The 16,460-nt window shown below is 71.5% G+C and carries 10 protein-coding genes and 3 pseudogenes; 9 read left to right on the forward strand and 4 right to left on the reverse strand.

The window, feature by feature from the left end:
- Positions 1 to 46: 46 nt before the first annotated feature.
- Entirely contained in the window at positions 47 to 2,176 is a 2,130-nt protein-coding gene (locus ACGF2Y_RS33425) for a molybdopterin oxidoreductase family protein (protein WP_392955206.1), read from the reverse strand.
- A 265-nt stretch (positions 2,177 to 2,441) separates the two neighbouring features.
- Between ACGF2Y_RS33425 and ACGF2Y_RS33430 the strand changes: the two genes are divergently transcribed.
- Both ACGF2Y_RS33430 and ACGF2Y_RS33435 read left to right on the forward strand, forming a co-directional pair.
- Positions 2,442 to 4,028, forward strand: coding sequence for a class I SAM-dependent methyltransferase (locus tag ACGF2Y_RS33430; RefSeq protein WP_392955208.1), 1,587 nt, complete (start codon positions 2,442 to 2,444; stop codon positions 4,026 to 4,028).
- Between the two features lie 3 nt (positions 4,029 to 4,031).
- A complete protein-coding gene (locus tag ACGF2Y_RS33435; RefSeq protein ID WP_392955210.1) occupies positions 4,032 to 5,423 on the forward strand; it encodes an extracellular solute-binding protein in 1,392 nt (463 codons plus the stop codon).
- A gap of 255 nt (positions 5,424 to 5,678) precedes the next feature.
- Here the strand turns inward: ACGF2Y_RS33435 and ACGF2Y_RS33440 are convergent.
- Positions 5,679 to 5,795: pseudogene (locus tag ACGF2Y_RS33440) on the reverse strand (IS5/IS1182 family transposase); the annotation flags it as partial.
- Between the two features lie 57 nt (positions 5,796 to 5,852).
- Positions 5,853 to 6,681: pseudogene (locus ACGF2Y_RS33445) on the reverse strand (DEAD/DEAH box helicase family protein); the annotation flags it as partial.
- Between the two features lie 873 nt (positions 6,682 to 7,554).
- On the opposite strand from ACGF2Y_RS33445, the gene wecB reads away from it, so the two are divergent.
- The 4 genes from wecB (at position 7,555) to ACGF2Y_RS33465 (ending at position 11,517) form a co-directional block, all read left to right on the forward strand.
- Positions 7,555 to 8,694, forward strand: a complete 1,140-nt coding sequence (gene wecB, locus ACGF2Y_RS33450; protein ID WP_392955212.1) for a non-hydrolyzing UDP-N-acetylglucosamine 2-epimerase — start codon at positions 7,555 to 7,557, stop codon at positions 8,692 to 8,694.
- A 118-nt stretch (positions 8,695 to 8,812) separates the two neighbouring features.
- On the forward strand, positions 8,813 to 8,959 hold the full coding sequence (locus ACGF2Y_RS33455) for a hypothetical protein (protein WP_392955214.1): 147 nt from the start codon (positions 8,813 to 8,815) through the stop codon (positions 8,957 to 8,959).
- Between the two features lie 88 nt (positions 8,960 to 9,047).
- Positions 9,048 to 10,427 carry a glycosyltransferase gene (locus tag ACGF2Y_RS33460; RefSeq protein WP_392955216.1) on the forward strand — a complete coding sequence of 460 codons (1,380 nt, stop codon included), beginning with the start codon at positions 9,048 to 9,050 and terminating at the stop codon, positions 10,425 to 10,427.
- A gap of 439 nt (positions 10,428 to 10,866) precedes the next feature.
- Complete coding sequence (locus tag ACGF2Y_RS33465) at positions 10,867 to 11,517, forward strand: hypothetical protein (protein WP_392955217.1); 651 nt, start codon at positions 10,867 to 10,869, stop codon at positions 11,515 to 11,517.
- Positions 11,518 to 11,527: 10 nt separating this feature from the next.
- On the opposite strand, the pseudogene ACGF2Y_RS33470 reads toward ACGF2Y_RS33465, so the two are convergent.
- Positions 11,528 to 11,626 (reverse strand): annotated as a pseudogene (locus tag ACGF2Y_RS33470) (restriction endonuclease); the annotation flags it as partial.
- 643 nt (positions 11,627 to 12,269) lie between these two features.
- Here ACGF2Y_RS33470 and ACGF2Y_RS33475 point away from each other — a divergent pair.
- Genes ACGF2Y_RS33475 through ACGF2Y_RS33485 form a run of 3 tightly spaced genes read left to right on the forward strand, consistent with a single transcriptional unit; the run spans position 12,270 to position 16,369 of the window.
- Positions 12,270 to 12,731, forward strand: coding sequence for a hypothetical protein (locus ACGF2Y_RS33475; RefSeq protein ID WP_392955219.1), 462 nt, complete (start codon positions 12,270 to 12,272; stop codon positions 12,729 to 12,731).
- A 42-nt stretch (positions 12,732 to 12,773) separates the two neighbouring features.
- The gene (locus ACGF2Y_RS33480; RefSeq protein ID WP_392955220.1) at positions 12,774 to 13,997 is read left to right on the forward strand and encodes a hypothetical protein; all 1,224 of its coding nucleotides are present in this window, start codon (positions 12,774 to 12,776) and stop codon (positions 13,995 to 13,997) included.
- On the forward strand, positions 13,994 to 16,369 hold the full coding sequence (locus tag ACGF2Y_RS33485) for a lanthionine synthetase LanC family protein (RefSeq protein WP_392955222.1): 2,376 nt from the start codon (positions 13,994 to 13,996) through the stop codon (positions 16,367 to 16,369). The genes ACGF2Y_RS33480 and ACGF2Y_RS33485 overlap by 4 nt, the downstream gene beginning before the upstream one ends.
- Positions 16,370 to 16,460: the final 91 nt, after the last annotated feature.

Raw genomic sequence — 16,460 nt, forward strand, 5'->3', positions numbered from 1 at the left:
AACTCGGCACCGTCGTGGACGACCAGGTCCGCCTGATGCCCTACCCTCACACCGGCAGCACGCTCACCGGCACCCCGTTGAACACCGCGTTCCCCGACACCGGGTCCATCACCAGCTCATCGGTCAGCGCGTTGGCGTTGACACCGGCGTTCCTGCGCGCCACCGACTGCCCGGTGTCCTGGTGGCCCCACCCGTGCGGCAGACTCACCACCCCCGGCATGACCGTCTCGGTGACCTCCAGCGACACCTCGACCTCCCCGGCCGCGGACCGCACCCGCGCCCGGTCCCCGAGGCCGAAGCGGGCCACGTCCCGCGGATGGATCTGCAGCGTGCACCGGTTGCTGCCGCCGACCAGCGACGGCACATTGTGCATCCAGCTGTTGTTCGAGCGCAGATGCCGGCGCCCGATCAGCACCATCTCCGGGGCCGGGTCCCCCAGCCGGCCCAGCAGACGCGGCACATCGGCGGCCAGCACCCCCGGCACCAGATCGACCTTCCCCGACGCGGTGCACAGGATCTCCTCCAGCCGCGGCTGGAGCGGACCGAGATCCAGCCCGTGCGGGGCCTGCCGCATCGCCTCCAGCGACAGACCGTAGGACCCCAGCTTCAGCAGCGCGTCCAGTATGCGCTCGGTCCCGTCGGCCCCGTCCAGGCCGTCACGCAGCTCCGGCGCGGCCGCGAGCAGCTGCCCGAGCAGCATCTCCTCGCACACCTCGGGCCCGACGTCGGGACCCTGACCGCCCAGGATCAGCAACAGCTTGGCCAGGATCGCGGCCTCGGAGCGCTGGTCGTGACCCAGCGGCAGCACCGGCGGGGAGAAACGGGCGTAGTTGCGGACCATGATGATCTGCACCAGGAAGTCGAAGTGCGGGCTCTGCAGGATCCGCGGCGGCGGCAGGATCACATCCGCGTGCCGGGTCGTCTCGTTCAGGTAGGGGTCGACGCACACCATGAAGTCCAGCCCGGACAGGGCCCGCGCCAGACGCGGGGCGCCCGGCGCGGACAGCGCCGGGTTGCCCCCCACTGTGACCAGGGCCCGGATCTGCCCGTCCCCGGGTGTCTCCATCTCGTCGGCCATCGTGGCGACCGGGAACTCCCCGAGAACCTCCGGCAGACCGCGCACCCGGCTGCGCCACCCGCCGGTGGCGAACGGCTGTCCGCTGCGGAAGATCTCCAGACCCGCGGTCTTGGCGAACATGACGCCGCCGGCCCGGTCCAGGTTCCCCGTCAGGACATTGATGACGTCGACCAGCCACTGCGCCGTCGAGCCGAACTCGGCGGTGCAGGTGCCGATCCGGGCGTAGACGGACGCCGACGGCGCCGCCGCGACCTCCCGCGCCAGCCGCACCGTCGTCGCCGCCGGCACACCGCAGGCCCGCTCCACCGCCTGAGGAGTGAAGTCGCCTGCCAGGGCCATGAGTTCACTGAGCCCGGTGACCTCCACGTCCACAGAGGTCAGCTCCTCGGCCAGCAGCGTGTGCACGATGCCGAACAACAGGTACGCATCCGTCCCGGGCCGGATGAACAGGTGCTCGTCAGCGAGGTCGGCGGTGCGGGTACGCCGCGGATCGACGACCACGACCTTGCCGCCGCGCTCCTGCAGAGCCCGCAGCCGGCCCTTGAAGTCCGGCGCCACGCACAGCGAGCCGTTGGACTCCACCGGATTCGCCCCGAGGATCAGCATGTAGTCGGTGCGGTCGAGGTCCGGGACGGCCACGGCCATCGGATCGCCGAACATCAGACCGCTGGCGACATGCTTGGGCATCTGGTCGATCGTGCTGGCCGAATACACGTTGCGGCTGCCGAGCGTCCGGGTCAGCGGCTGCCGGTAGAGGAACCCGGCCATGGTGTGGAACGTCGGGTTGCCGAAGTACAGCGCCACGGCGTCACGGCCGTGCGCCGCCATGATCTCGCCGAGCCCGCGGTGCACCTCGGCGAACGCCTCCTCCCAACTGGCGGGCCGCAACTGCCCGTCGACCCGGACCAGCGGACCCGCCAACCGGTCCGGATCCTCGTCGAGCCGGCCCAGCGCCGCCCCCTTCGGGCAGAGGAAACCCTTGCTGAACGGGTCGTCCCGGTCGCCCTCGACCCGCAGTACGGAGCCGGCGTCGTCCAGGGTCAGCCGTAACCCGCAGGACGTCTCACACAGGGGACACGTCCGCAGTGCAGTCTTCATGCTCGCTCCCGGGTTCGGGGTGGGCCGACGCCCCGGGCGCAGCCCCGCCCCCGGCCACCCGGCCGGGTCGTCCGGGCCGTGGAAGCGGGGCGGGCGGACCCCACCGGCGTCGCACGGTCCGATCGCCTCCAGACGCTAGCAGCGGCACGGCGCGGACCCTTCTCGCTGGATGCCGAAGGCGCGGACCGGTTGGGCACTCCCGAAGATGTCGGCCCCGGCCGGGCAGGCAATCGTGGGGGCAGACCTGCAGAGGAGAGGATTCGCCATGGCCCCGAACGCCGGGCCGGCCACCGCCGCCGGACCACTGACCGCCTTCTGTGAAGCAGACCCCGAAACGCTGGCCGAGGCGTTCAACCGCCTGGCCGGCACGTTCTGGACCGACGGAACACTGAACGACCCCGCCTCCGCGCGGGAAGCCGTCCCCGCCCTGCTGACCGCCTGGAACGACACCGGCACCGGCACCGCACACCGCGGCTACCTGGCGATCACCCTCGGCCTGCTCGTCGAGGCCGAGTACCCGGTACTCGACGGCCCGGTCGCCACCGCCGTGCGCCGGGGCCTGGACCCCCTCCTCGACGAAGTCCGCGGCACCACCGCCGTCACACCGCTCACCCTGGCACTGCTGTACCTGCTCTCGCACTTCCCGCACGAGCGCGCCCGCGTGCGGTCCGCCTTCAGCGGTGTGCTGCTCGACCCCGACGACCGGACCCGACTGGACCGCGGGCTGACCCGGCTGGACCCCCTCGACCCCGACCTGGGCCGGGCCTGGCCCTCCCCGTTCGACTGGGACATCGACGAGCGGGAGCGGGACTTCGACCGGGCCTGGATCAGGACCCTGACACCGGAGCAGACCACCGCGACCTGGGACGACGACACCCGCACCCTGTGGGCCACGGCCGGCGCCAAGGCCCTGTGGTCGCTGGCCAACACCATGCCCACCCCGGTCGTCGACCAGAACCCCTACTGGTCGGCCCGCCACGAACCGGCGGGCACCGCCGACAGCGCCACGTTCGCCCGGCACGCATCCGCCCTGTGCTGCACCTCCTGCCGCAGCGCCCTCACCTTCCAGGACACAGGCGCGCGCTGCCAGGGCTGCGCCACCTTCTACCCCGTCGCCCCCGGCGGCATCCTCGACCTGTCCCGCCGGGAACGCCCCGGCGCCGGCGTGAGCGACACCCCCGAGGACACCGAGGCCGACGTGCTGCAGAACGCCGCCGTGATGAGCACCGTCGGCCGGCACTACGAAGCCGGACTGCGCCCGGCCTTCCTGCGCGTCATGGGCCAGAACTGGGACGGCGGCATCACCCCCGCGATCGAGGACGCCTACATCGCCGACCGGCTGCGCCCGGCCGCCGCCCGCACCGATGCCCCCGTCCTGGACCTCGCCGCCGGCGCCGGCCGCTGGACCTGGGTGGTCGCCGACGCCGCCGGCGCCGACCGGGTCATCGCCCTGGACCTCAACGACGCCATGCTCCACTGGCTGCGCGGCCGGCTGCCGCACGTGGCCGCGGTCCGGGCCAGCGCCCTGGAGCTGCCCGTCGCCGACAGCAGCCTGTCCGCCGTCAACTGCTGGAACGCCCTGCAGGCGATGCCGGACGCGGCCCGGGTGATCGCCGAGATCGGCCGCTGCCTGAGGCCGGGCGGCACCTTGACCCTGATGACCTTCCGCTGGGCCGACGACCCGGTGTACCGCTACTTCCAGCGCTCGCACATCTTCCCCGCCCGCCCCGAGGGCTACCTGCTGTTCGAGCCGCAGGAGATCCGCTCCTGGCTGGCCGCCGCCGGGCTGAGCGTGACCGAGGAGTCCGGGCCGGGGACGTTCGTGTTCATCACCGCGAAGCGGGAGGGCTGAGACGTGGGGGACGACGGCCGGACCGTCGTCGACATACTGCTCGCCGACCACCCGTTCGAGGGCTTCCTGGACCCCGTGCGCCGACGGGCCGCGGAGTTCGGCACGGCACATCCCGACTACGAGGTCCGCGTCTCGACGTACCGGTACTGGACCGGGACCGGCCGCGAGGACTTCATCCGCATCCTGGACCAGGGCCGCGTACCGGCGCTCGTCGACGTCTACTTCACCGAGACCCAGCACGCCCGCGACGCGGTCGCCGCGACCGGCGGACCGCTGTTCACCCCGGTGCAGCGCGCGATCGGCCAACGCCGGCAGATCCTCGGCGAGCCGGTGGTCACCGACGACCTCGTCGACAGCGCACGCCGCTACTACAGCTACGACGGCGAACTGGTATCGATGCCGTTCAGCGTTTCCACCGGCCTGCTGTACGCGAACATGACGATGCTGCGGGCGGCCGGAATCACCGAGGTGCCGCAGGACTGGGACGCCTTGGAGGCCGCTTGCCGCACCGTCGTGCAGAGCGACGACGGCCCTTCACACGCCATCGCGTGGGCCGTCGACGGCTGGTTCTTCCAGGGCGCCGTCTGCCAGCAGGGCGGCCTGCTGGCAGACCACGCCAACGGCCGGTCGGGCCGGGCCGGGAAGGTGGACCTGGCCTCCGAGGAATCCCTGGCCTGGGTCACCTGGTGGCAGCGGCTGCACAAGGACGGCCTCTACCTCCACACCGGCGAGGGCCAGGACTGGGCGGGGACGTTCAAGGCCTTCACCGAAGGACAAGTGGCGTTCCTCTGCAGCTCCTCCGTGATGGCCCAGTCCGTGGTGTCGGCCGGGGCACAGGCGGGAATCGAGGTCGTCGCCGCCGGCCTGCCGCGCAACGGCGCCGTGCCCTACTCCGGCGACATCCTGGGCGGCGACTCCCTGTTCCTGGCCGCCGGGCTGCCGCCGGAGGTGGAGGACGGCGCCCTGGCGTTCCTGCAGTACCTCCTCAACCCGGAGGGAGCCGCCGCCTGGCACAGGTCCAGCGGCTTCATCCCGGTGACCCACGGCTCGCACCGCCTGCTGGAAGCGGAAGGCTGGTTCGCCGGAAAGCCGCACCATCTGGAGGCGCCGAAGCAGCTCGACGCCTCCGACGGAACACCGGCCGCGACCGGCGCACTGGTCGGCGAACTCGCGAACATGCACGCCGACCTGGTCCAGGCGATGAGGGACGTACTGGAGCGGGACGCCGACCCCGTGAGGCGCTTCGCGCAGGCGACGGCCGTAGCGCAGCAACGGCTGGACGACTACAGCAGACGGACCGCCGAACGCCACGCGGCGCACCGGCCCGAAGCCGCCGCACTGCCGCCCCGCACGCCGGACCGCGGCCCCGGCCAGGGCCAGGGCTTCCGGCGGTGACGCGCCGCGGGCCATGACCCCCACCCGCCGTGTGCCCGAGGCGCAGGCCCTGCTCACCCCGGCCCTCGGCGCTTGCCCACTGGCCGGCAGTGCCCACGCCGCGGCCAAAGCCGCCGGCCGGCCGCTGCCGTGCCCCAGTGCGCTCCTTGACCGGGCCCTTCCTCCCGCCGACGACGGAAGAAGGCACAGGACCCGGTCCCGGACGGGGAAGTCCACGGGCACCGCCCGCCACTTGACGCCGTTGTCCACGAGATAGCGGATCACGTCGATCACCCGCCGGCGGCAGCAGCTTTCCGGCTCCCCACCCCGGCCCTCGAGCCACCCCGGCACCGGCAGCGCGACACGGACCTCGGCCCACTCGGCATCGGTCATGCCCGACGGACACCGTCGAACAAGCTCACCGCCGACCGACGGCGCGGGGAGCTTCTCCGCCCTCTGCAACAGGGCCGGGCGCCGGCCGCGCCGCGCTTCCTCCAACTCCCCGAGGACAGGGGAAGAGGCGCGGATCTCCAGCACATCGGTCTCGAACCCGGCGAGGATCTCACGCTCGATCGCCTCCGAGAATCCAGGTTCAGCTCCAGGCAGCCAGGCAGCCAGGCAGCCAGGCAGCCAGGCAGCCAGGCAGCCAGGCAGCCAGGCAGCCAGGTGCCGAGCATGGCCGTCCGGGGCGTCGGCCGTGCTCGCGAGCTCCGCCTCTCGGCCGTTCGTGCCCCTCTGCGGCCGGGCCGCGGCGGGGATGCGCGGGGTCGCGGTCAGGTAGAGCCGGAAGTCGGCGGGGACACAGGCATTGTCGTGGGCCGCCGCCCACGGCCGACCAGGATCACCAGCGGTGCCGTGGGCCTCGTCCACGATGACGAGGCCGAACGGGGCCGGCCGCCGGCCGTACAGGCGCTCCCCGTCCAGCGGCCCGCGAACCTTCCGCCGGCCCTCTCCGGGCGCGTCGATGCCCTCACGGTCCGCCAGGGAGGCGTAGGCGGCGAACACGACGACCGTCCCCGACCCGGCCCACAGCGAAAGCTGGACCGGGCGGGTGCTCGTACCCCTGAGCCCAGCACCGCGTCGTTCTCCAGCGAGCACACCGCGACCAACGGCGCGGCGTGGCCCACCAGGCACCACGCCCAAGGGCGGTCTGCGCGAGCAGGTCCGGGGTCGGTACGGTGACGAGGATCCGGCCGCCGGCGAACGACTCCAGCGCGCACGCGGCGGCCGTGATCGTCCTGCCCGATCCGGTCGGCCGGCACGATCGCCGCCCGGGCAAGCCTCCCGCCCGGACGGCTGGTCCGAGCCCCTGGTCTTCGCCCGGCCGATCTGAGGACAGGTTCCTCTGCACCGGGGCGGCGGCCACGCTCTCCAGTACGACGCGCCGCTGAGTATCCAGCGGTACGCCAGCCCTTAGGCAGCGCCGTGCAGCTGGCGCACAGCCTGCACAGCCCGATCACCGGCATCGGCCCGGCGCCGACAAGTGTGCCGCCCCCGGTTCGAAAAGGCGACCGTGAGCTTCACGGGAGCAGGAGGCCTCGTCGCGGAGGACGAAGTACCAGCTGTCTGGGCCCGCTTCGGCGCCCGGGGCGCCGGCCGGCGGTCCTCCTGCGGCACACCTCCCTGCTCGGCGTCGACGTACGCGGCAGCTCCTGACCCAGTTCGACGCCGTCATGTGTCCCCGCTCGCCGGGGCGGGCGCGATACCTGCCGGGGAAGTGGACATGGCCGCCGGAACGGCGAACGCGGCCCCACAGGTCAGAGAGCGGATACGCATGAGGAACCTCGTGCTCAAGAAGCAGACGGGACAGGCCAGGTGGGGAGCCGCGGATCCCTGCGGACGAGGCAGGCCGGCCAGGCCGCATATGCCCTCGTCACGCAAATGAAGTCCGTTTCATCCCTGTTGGGGCCGTGAGGTGATGCCGTGACGGGCCCCGCCCGGTCAGGACTGCGCCATCAGAACGGTTTTCCCTCCCGAGGCACCGAACCTTCTCGTGTTGAGCACAATTTGGTCACAAGTGCCGAGGGTGGCATTTTCGGCCAATGGGTAGCTCATAAGCTTCGGTCGGCTGTTGCGTCGACCGCGTGCGGCTCCGGGTACCAGGCCGCGCGCGCGTGCACCGGATTGCTCGGGGACGCGCGGCAGGACCAACATGAGTGAGATTCCGTCCGGCAGACGCGACGTGGCCGTGGTGCTCGGCACCCGCCCGGAGATCATCAAACTGGCACCGCTGATCCGGCTCCTCGGGGAACGGGCGCGGGTCGTGCACACGGGCCAGCACTACGACAGTGCCCTGTCGGGCGCGTTCTTCGCCAACTTCGGCCTGCCGCAGCCGCACCTGCTGCTGGACGGCGCGACCGGGCCGTGGGGGCGCGGGGCGCAGATAGGCTCGCTGACGGCCGAACTGGCCCGGTCCTTCGTCGCCGACCCGCCGGGCGCGGTCGTTGTCCAGGGCGACACCAACAGCACCTCCGCCGGTGCGCAGGCCGCGCACTACTGCGGCATACCCGTCGTCCACGTCGAGGCGGGGCTCCGCTCGGGAGACCGGGCGATGCCCGAGGAGATCAACCGGCTCGTCGTCGGAGTACTCGCCGATGTCCACTGCGCCGCCACCGAGCAGGCCGCCGCCAACCTCCTGGCGACCGGAACGGACCCCGAGCGGATCCACGTCACCGGCAACACGGTCGTCGAAGCCACCCTGATGTCGCTGCCGGCCCCCGCGGAGCGCGAACGCATCGCCCGCGAGCACGGCGCCGACAGTCCGTTTGTCCTGGCGACGGTCCACCGCCCCGAGAACACCGACAGCGCCGAGCGCCTCCGGGCGCTGCTCACCGCGCTCGCCGGGATCGGCGAGCGCATCGTGATGCCCCTGCACCCCCGGACCCGTACCAAGGCCAAGGAGTTCGGCCTGGAGGACCTCCTGGAACGGCTCGACGTGACCGACCCCGTCGACCACCCCACCTTCCTGGCCCTCGCCGACCGCGCCCGGCTGCTCGTCTCCGACTCCGGAGGCGTTCAGGAAGAGGCCACGGTGCTCAAGAAGCCGCTGCTGGTCGTCCGCACCAGTACCGAACGCCCCGAAGCGGTCGCCGCCGGGTTCAGCCGCCTGGTCGAGCCCGGCCGCCCGCTCCTGGACGCCGCCCGCGCCGCGCTCGCCGATCCGGACCTGCAGAGCCGGCTGGCCGCCACCGCCTCCCCCTACGGCGACGGCACCGCCTCCCGGCAGATCCACGCCCTGGCGACGGCCCTCGCCGACCGCGCGCCCCTGCCGGGCGCCGCGCCGGGCCGCTGACCCCGCAGCAGCCGGCGCGCGCACCGCACGCCGGCGATCACCGGAGCTCCACCGGATGGGCCGGTAGGGCTCCTCGACGAAAGGAGGACCTGTGTACGGGTCGGTAGGAAAGGGCGCCGTGGGCGCTGGAGTGGTGGTCGGCGGAGGACAGCTCGCCGTCACAGGCGGAATGCCCGGTCTCGTCGTGACCCTGCTGGCCGTCGCCCTCGTGGCCGGCGGGGCGCTGATGATGCGCTCCGCACGTCTCAAGGCCGCCAGGGTCTGACCCGAGCCCGGCCGGTCCGCCCGCCGCTCACCCGCCGGCCGGACCGGCCCCTTCCGCAGCACCCGCCTCTCTGGAACCAGGTACCTCCGTGACGTCCTCCGAGCCCTCCGGCCTGCTGGGCCTCCTGGCCGATTTCAGCCTCGTCCTGAGCCTCTTCTTCCCGCTCTACCTTCTCGGGCTGGTGCTGCCCCTGCTCGTACGCCGCAAGCGCAGGCACGGCAAGGCGAGCGACTACCAGTGGCACCTGTTCGTACCGTGCCGCGACGAGGAAGCCGTCATCGGAGACACCATCACCTACCTGCGCGCCTCCTGCCCCGAAGCGCACATCTGGGTCATCGACGACGACTCCGAGGACCGGACCGGCGACATCGTCCGCCAAGCCGAGGCCCTCGACCCGGGCGTCCACCTGGTCCAGCGGCGCCGGCCGAACGCCCGCCTGGGCAAGGGCGAGGCCCTCAACGCCGCCTACGACACGCTCAGCTCGCTGCTCCCGCCCGGCATCGACCGCAACCGCATCATCGTCGGAGTCTTCGACGCCGACGGCCGCCCCGCACCGGGCTGTCTGGACCATGTCGCCGCACGCCGGTTCTTCGGGCGCACGGACATCGGCGGCGTCCAGATCGAGGTGCGGATGATGAACCGCAACGACCACCGGCCCGCCCGCGGCAAGGGCACCGGACGCAACTTCTACAGCCGCCTCCTCATCCGCATGCAGGACCTGGAGTTCCGCGCCCCGGTGGCCGCACTCCAGCACGCCCGCAAGACCTCCCGCACCGTCTGCCTCGGCGGCAACGGACAGTTCGTCCGCCTCTCCGCCCTCGACGACCTCAACACCGAACGCGGCCGTCCCTGGACCGGCCGGCTCCTGGAGGACTTCGAACTCGGCATCCACCTCATGCTCGCCGGCTGGATCAACGCCTTCTGCGCCGACACCCACGTCGAACAGGAAGCCCTGTTCGACACCAAACGCTTCCTCACCCAGCGCACCCGCTGGGCCCAGGGCGTCATGCAGTGCTTCGGCTACATCCCCGCCATCTGGCGCAGCAACAAGATCCCCAACATCGGCTTCCTGGAGCTCACCTTCTTCCTCAGCCAGCCCTGGCTCCAGCTCATCGGCGCGCTGCTCTACCCGATCCCGCTGATCGCCCTCGCCGCCTCCTACAGCCGCCACCCCGAGGCCGCCGCGGCGTACCTCGCCGACGGAGGCTGGCGCGGCATCGCCCTCTACGCCGCCATGGCTCTTGGCCAGTTCGTCATCTGGGGACCCATCTACCGGCGCAAATGCGAACCCGGTACCGGCTTCTGGCGTTCCATCGCCTGGGGTCTGGCCTACCCCTTCTACCTGCTGTTCCTTTACGCCGTCTCCTGGCGCGCCGTCGGCCGCATGATCAGCGGCCGCAACGGCTGGGCCAAGACACGCCGCAACGCTGAAGCCCCCACCAGCGGCCCCGTCGCCAAGGAAGCCTGACCAGGACGCCCCTCAGCTCCCGCTGTCTCTGACGGATCCGCTGCTGATCACTGCGCGAACAGCGCCCTTGAACTGCGAACGCAGTGATCGCTTCAGGAATCCGTGCCGCAGTCGGGTGTCGCTCCGAGCAGCGGAACAGCCCAGGGATTACCGGCCGGGTCTGCCTGGGCCTCAATCAGGCCAGCTGCTCCACAGGGACGATGCGGTGCTGCGTGTACACGTAGGCCGAGGTGACGTACTCGCGGAGAAGCGCGGGGTCGGAAGCCGTTGTCCCTTCTGGACGTGGATCACTGCGCTGTTGACGGCTCGTATATCCGGGCCCTCAAAGACACCTCAGGGGGTCAAGAAGTCGAGCTGACCAGGTGAGACCGTAGGGCACGCTCGCGCGCGGGTACTGACCCGGGGCCGCCTGTCAGAGGTGGGTGGGAAAATCCGCGGCATGCGTGAACACACGGACTGGACGTCGATCTCCTCGCCCGGCCGCATCGCCGCGGGGCTGGCCTACGGCGCGGCGTTCGCCGCCGTGCTGGACCTGCCTCCCCGGCATACGCCCGAGCCCGAACGGGCCGCCCACGACGACGGCGGCGGCAGCTCCTTCGTGCTCGACCTGTCCGGGACCGCACCCGTGCTGGTGACACGCGACCGGGACGTGTACGACGTCCAGATCGCGTACGAGGACGTACGCGCCGCGCTGGACCTCGCGGAACTGCCGGGCCCCTACGCCCACGCGTGGGACCTGGCCTTCAGCGGGGCGGCCCGGTGGGACGGAGCGTCCTGGACGCCCGCCGTCGGCGTCCCCGGCCGCGTCGTCACCGGCGTCGTCGACGACCGGCACCTCCTGAGCGAGGCCGACATCGCCCTGGCCGAGATCGCCGAGGGCGAGAGCGACCCGAACGCGCTGGCCGCCCTCCTGGCCGCGGTCCGCGCCGGCGCCTGGGACCGGGACACGGTTGAGGCCGCCGTACGCCTGACCCCCTACGAGGACGACGAAGACCTCGAAGCCCACCCCGACCCCGAAGCGGCCCTCGACGCCCTGGAGCGCTACGCCCACTTCCTGGAACACGCCCTGGCGGTGGACCGCGGCACCTAGTGACGGCGGGTCAGCCGACCACCGCGGGGCGAGGGACTCCCTGGAATATCCGGCGGGCGTGCCAGTCGCGGTGGGCTGCGGCGACCGGGCTGGCGCCGGGCTGCGAGCCGACGATCAGTAGGGCCGAAGCTTCAACAGCGCCATCCCGCCTTCTCGCTGCCATCCGCTCATGTTTCATCACGAGATGGCGCTTCAGCCCCTGGACGGTACCGCGCTGTTCGGCACGGTCTGCTCAGCGGAGACACCGGTCGGACGGCGGTCCTGGTGCACGGGCCGGGAGTGACGCGGGAAGAGGGCGGCTTCTTCACGCGCCCGGCCGCCCCTGCGGGGTGACCGGTCTGCGGTTCGACCTGCGGGCACACGGGGCCAGCGGCGGACGGGAGCCGGAGCTGACGATCGCCTCGGTGACCGTGGCCTGCGAGAGGACGGAGTGGCCCCATGGGTGAGACCACCGTGAGCAGCCGGCGCCCGGGGCGGCTGCTCGCCGACAGTGCCGGCATCCAGCCCCGCTCGTACAAACGATCGTTTGCCGACGGCTGGCCACACGGACGAGGAACTGCGCCCATGTCAGTTTGCGAGCAACAGGCGCATATGTGACGCTAAAAGAAGCGAATGGTGCGCCACTGTGCAAGCGGCGAGCAGGTCGGATCGCGGCCGGGCGCGTTCGTCCGGCGGACCCTGTCGGCCGGCTCGCGGGAGTAGTGATCGCTTCGCGGCCTCGGCACTTGACGCACCGGGATGAGGTGACAGCCATGGGCCGCTTCAAGATCCGGGACCTCATGATCGACCTGAGCGGAGCGGACCAGCGAGGACGCGCCGCGTGTCCGCTGAACTCGTTCTGTCCCGCCAACTCGTGCGGCTGGACGATCATTCTCGATCCGCCGCAGCCATGCATCGGCGTCTCCGAAGGCTGCGCGGTGTGCAGCCTTCGCCTGACCACTGGATGTCCACCGGTCAGCGACTGCGGTCGCACCCCGTGCCATCCGGCCGTCACGAACACCGGCCCCCTGGACTTCTTCTCAATCGAGGACCTGGAGCTCCTGAAGACCGAGCTTGATCGCGAACTCCGGCATGTCAAGACACGGCTGGCCGAGCGCGAGGAGGAACTGCAGCCGCGGACACTGACCGAAGTCGACGAGCTGGAAAGCAAACTGACCGAGGCCCTCGAAGAGCTCCGGGCACGACGGTCGGAACTCGAAGACAGGGAGGGCTGAGGACGAACCCCCGCGGCACCGAGACGTGAGCCTGACGAGGTGATGGGCGTGCGCGACGCATGGGACGGTCTCGCGGGGTGCCGGATGAGGGTCGGCTCCCATTGCCGCGTGATGACGCCGACCGAACTGCCCGAGGAGGAACGCGCGCTCGTCACCAGGGCGCACCCCGATGTAGATGTCGGCGCACTGCTGCTGCCGACTCGCTCGGGCGCGATGTCGCCCAAGGTCGTGTGCAAGGCAACGGCCCGCGCCGTGTCGCTGCTGCAAGAGCCCCGCTCATACGCCGAGCTGAACGGGTCCCTCACGGCCGGGCCCGGGGTCGACGAGCTGGTCGGTCTGGTGCTCGACGGGATCGTGGAGATCGAGGTCGGGCGATCGTTCATCTCCGGTGCTGCGGCCTACCGGGAGATCTCGAACCGCGAAAGCACAGCGGGCACGCCGGTCGATACGGATCCCTTGTCCAGGCACGCGCTGCAGAGCGCCGCCGGGCTCGGACTGACGGATCCGGAAGGGCTCGCTATCCGACTCTATCTCTCCAACTCGGTTCCACTCACGCCCGGTTGGCTCGGCCGTTTCCCGGACCCGGCGGCGACCGAGCGTCACCTGGGGCTGCACCGCTCGGGGCGGACCCGACGGCAGCTCGAGCGGCGCTGGCGTCACGTGGATGCGTCGCCCATGTCCGACACCTGGTCGCTCTGGGGCCCGGCCGACGACGACCATGGCGAGGACACCGGGGACGAGGAAACCGAGTCCGGGCCGAGGTACAAGCTCTACGTGAGCCCCCGGCCGGACGCGACGTCCCGATGCTTCGCCGCCGTCGTCACGGCCCTGCTCGACAGCGGCACACGGGCGTGGCTGAAGGTGGCACGGACACCGCGCGGCCTCCTGCGCCCCGACAAAATGGTCCTGTATGTGGCGTCGGCCGGTGAACTGCACCGGCTGGCCGCCGTACTCGCCGGTCGGCTCGACCGCCTACCAGGCCAGGGTGTTCCGTTCGCGGCACGGTTCGACGCCGAACGTGTGCTGCTGTCGTGGGGCATGGATCCGCCGGACGGGCGAAGCGACAGTTCGTTGCCCCGGCACAGCTGGCGATCCTGGCTCACCGGCCGGATCGCCGCAGCGCTCGCCCTCGCCCAGTACCTGGGCGTCGGTGCCGACGCGTGGAGATTCGCCCTGATGCGGGTGCGCTGCGACGGCGTCGACCCGGCCACATGGCGTCCCGCGAGCGACTTCTGGGGCCCGGTACCGCCAGGGAACCACAGATGAAGGCGACGGACTCGTTCGTCCTGAGGCCGGACGTGGACGTGGTCCCGGTCCGGGACCTTCCCGACGACATCCGGAGACGGCTGGACGACGACGGCCACGCTGTGACACGCAGGTACTCCCGTACGCCGTCCAGCCTGGTGGATGCCGAGACGGCGGTCCTGCTCGGGCACTTCCGGCGGCCGATGACCATCGTCGAGGCGGTCCTGCGGTACAGCCTCCCGCGCGGGGCTGATCCGGAGGCGGTGCTCGACGAGTCGTTCCCGGTGCTCTCCCGCCTGATCGCGATGCACGACCTCGTGCCTCCTGACGCCGACCTCGCCGCCCCCGTCGGCGCCACCTTGAAGACGGGGGACGTGGTCGACGGCTTCTCCGTCGTCCGATGTGTACACCTGGTCGAGGACACCGAGGTCTACGAGGTGAGCGGCGCGGAGACGGTGGCGGCCCTCAAGCTCGCACGCTCGCCGGAGTCCCCGGCTGCGGCGGCACTGCGGCGCGAGGCCCGGGTCCTGACGACGCTGGACGCGACCGTGAGCCCACGCTGCCTCGCCTCCGGCCTGCTGAGCCGGAGGCCGTACCTGGCGACCGAATGGCGTCCGGGCGCCGACAGCGAGACCGCGGCGCGAATGTTGCGGGAACGCCCCACCGGCGAGGACCGCCCCGGTCTGCTGGCACTGGCACGCGATATCGTCCGGGCGTTCGCGCGGCTGCACGAGGCCGGTGTCGTGCACGGTGACGTGCACCCGAACAACGTGCTGGTGGACATCGCCGGGAGCGGAGGAGTCACCGTCATCGACTTCGGGCTGGCCGGCGTGAAGGGAGACGAGCCGGGTGAGGCACCCCGGGGAGGCCTCGGCCCGTTCCTCGACCCCGAGTACGTCACGTCGGCCCTCGACTCGCGGCCGCCTCCGCCGGTGTCGGCGGAGTCCGAGCAGTACTCGCTGGCGGCGCTGCTCTACTACCTCGTGACAGGCGCCCATTACCGAGACTTCTCCCTTGACCGGCGGGAGATGTTCCAACAGATCGCCGAGGCGCCCCCGCTGCCGTTCTCGCAGCGTGGCGTGGCGCCCTGGCCGGGTCTGGAGAGCGTGCTCCGGCGTGCTTTGCACAAGGAGCCCGGTCATCGATTCCCCTCCCTCACGCATCTCGCTGCCGCTCTCGATCACGTGGCCGCCGGCACGGCGTCGACATGGGACTTCCTGCGCACCGAGACGGGCCGCCGACGAGACCTTCTCCTACGGGAGTTCACCGCGGGGCTCGACATCGGCGGCGTAGCTCGCGCCGAAGGCCTGGCAGGGCCGGCCGCCTCACTGAACTACGGGTCCGCCGGCATCGCCTACGCGCTGTACCGCATGGCCATGGCCGAGGAGTCGCCGTCGTTGCTCGCGTCAGCCGACTACTGGTCGCTCCGAGCGCTCCACGAGATGGACCGGCCGGAAGCGTTCGTGAACCCCGAGCTGGACATCACTCCCGAGACGGTGGGCTCGGTGAGCCCGTTCCACAGGGCGAGCGGCGTTCATGCCGTCCGCGCCCTCGTGGACCATGCCGGCGGTGACCCGATGGCGCAGGAGAACGGTGTTTCCTCGTTCGTCGCAGCCGTTCAGGCACCGTGCCCATCGGTCGACCTCACGCTGGGCAGGTCCGGAGTCCTGCTGGCGGCCTCCCTCCTGCTGGAGGCCACCCGGGACCCGGCGGTCGAAACCGTCGGGGCCGCCCTGCAGACCGAGCTCGTCAGCGAGCTTGAGCGCTCGGCCGAGATGAGGGCCGCGTCCACCACATGGCAGTACCTGGGCATCGCACACGGCTGGGCGGGCGTGCTGTTCGCACTCATGCGCTGGTGTCAGGCGACGCGGAGCCCCGTGCCCAGCGCCGTCCGCGATCGTCTCGACGAGCTGTACGCACTCGCCCGCCGTGACGGCGATCGCCTGCGCTGGCCGGTGAGCGCGGCCCCCGAGGCGGAGGCCGTGTCGATGCAGGGCTGGTGCCACGGCAGCGCCGGATACGTGTTCCTGTGGACGCTCGCGGCCGAGGTACTGGGATGCCCCCAGCTGCTCGACGTCGCCGCGGGAGCCGCCCGGTCGGTGCTGGTCGGCGGCGGAACCGACCGCTCGCTGTGCTGCGGACTCGCTGGCCGCGCCTACAGTCTGCTCGCCCTGTACCGCTCCACGGGAGACGACCTGTGGCTCGACGGCGCCTGGGCCCTCGCGGGGCACGCACTGCGCGCTCCCGGCCCACTCCGAGCCCAGCGACTGAGCCTCTACAAGGGAGACCTCGGCCTCATGGTGCTGCTCGCCGACCTCTCCGTGCCGCACCGTGCGGCCATGCCCTTCTTCGAGTCAGAGGGTTGGCCCGCCGACCCTCAAGCCTCCTTCTAGTGTCCTGCGCCAGTAGTTGATCGTTAGTTGTTGTGTGACTTCTGCTGCTGGTGCGTCTGTTCCTCGTCGGGGCCCGAAGCTGGAGCCGTTA

It is taken from the genome of Streptomyces sp. NPDC048142, from assembly GCF_043202835.1.
Taxonomy (GTDB): Bacteria; Actinomycetota; Actinomycetes; order Streptomycetales; family Streptomycetaceae; genus Streptomyces.

What these genes read in the sequence shown, in the direction of transcription:
- wecB (WP_392955212.1), top strand. Translation starts at nt 7,555, where the DNA reads ATGAGTGAGATTCCGTCCGGCAGACGCGACGTGGCCGTGGTGCTCGGC.
- ACGF2Y_RS33430 (WP_392955208.1), top strand. Translation starts at nt 2,442, where the DNA reads ATGGCCCCGAACGCCGGGCCGGCCACCGCCGCCGGACCACTGACCGCC.
- ACGF2Y_RS33475 (WP_392955219.1), top strand. Translation starts at nt 12,270, where the DNA reads ATGGGCCGCTTCAAGATCCGGGACCTCATGATCGACCTGAGCGGAGCG.
- ACGF2Y_RS33465 (WP_392955217.1), top strand. Translation starts at nt 10,867, where the DNA reads ATGCGTGAACACACGGACTGGACGTCGATCTCCTCGCCCGGCCGCATC.
- ACGF2Y_RS33425 (WP_392955206.1), bottom strand. Translation starts at nt 2,176, where the DNA reads ATGAAGACTGCACTGCGGACGTGTCCCCTGTGTGAGACGTCCTGCGGG.
- ACGF2Y_RS33485 (WP_392955222.1), top strand. Translation starts at nt 13,994, where the DNA reads ATGAAGGCGACGGACTCGTTCGTCCTGAGGCCGGACGTGGACGTGGTC.
- ACGF2Y_RS33480 (WP_392955220.1), top strand. Translation starts at nt 12,774, where the DNA reads ATGGGCGTGCGCGACGCATGGGACGGTCTCGCGGGGTGCCGGATGAGG.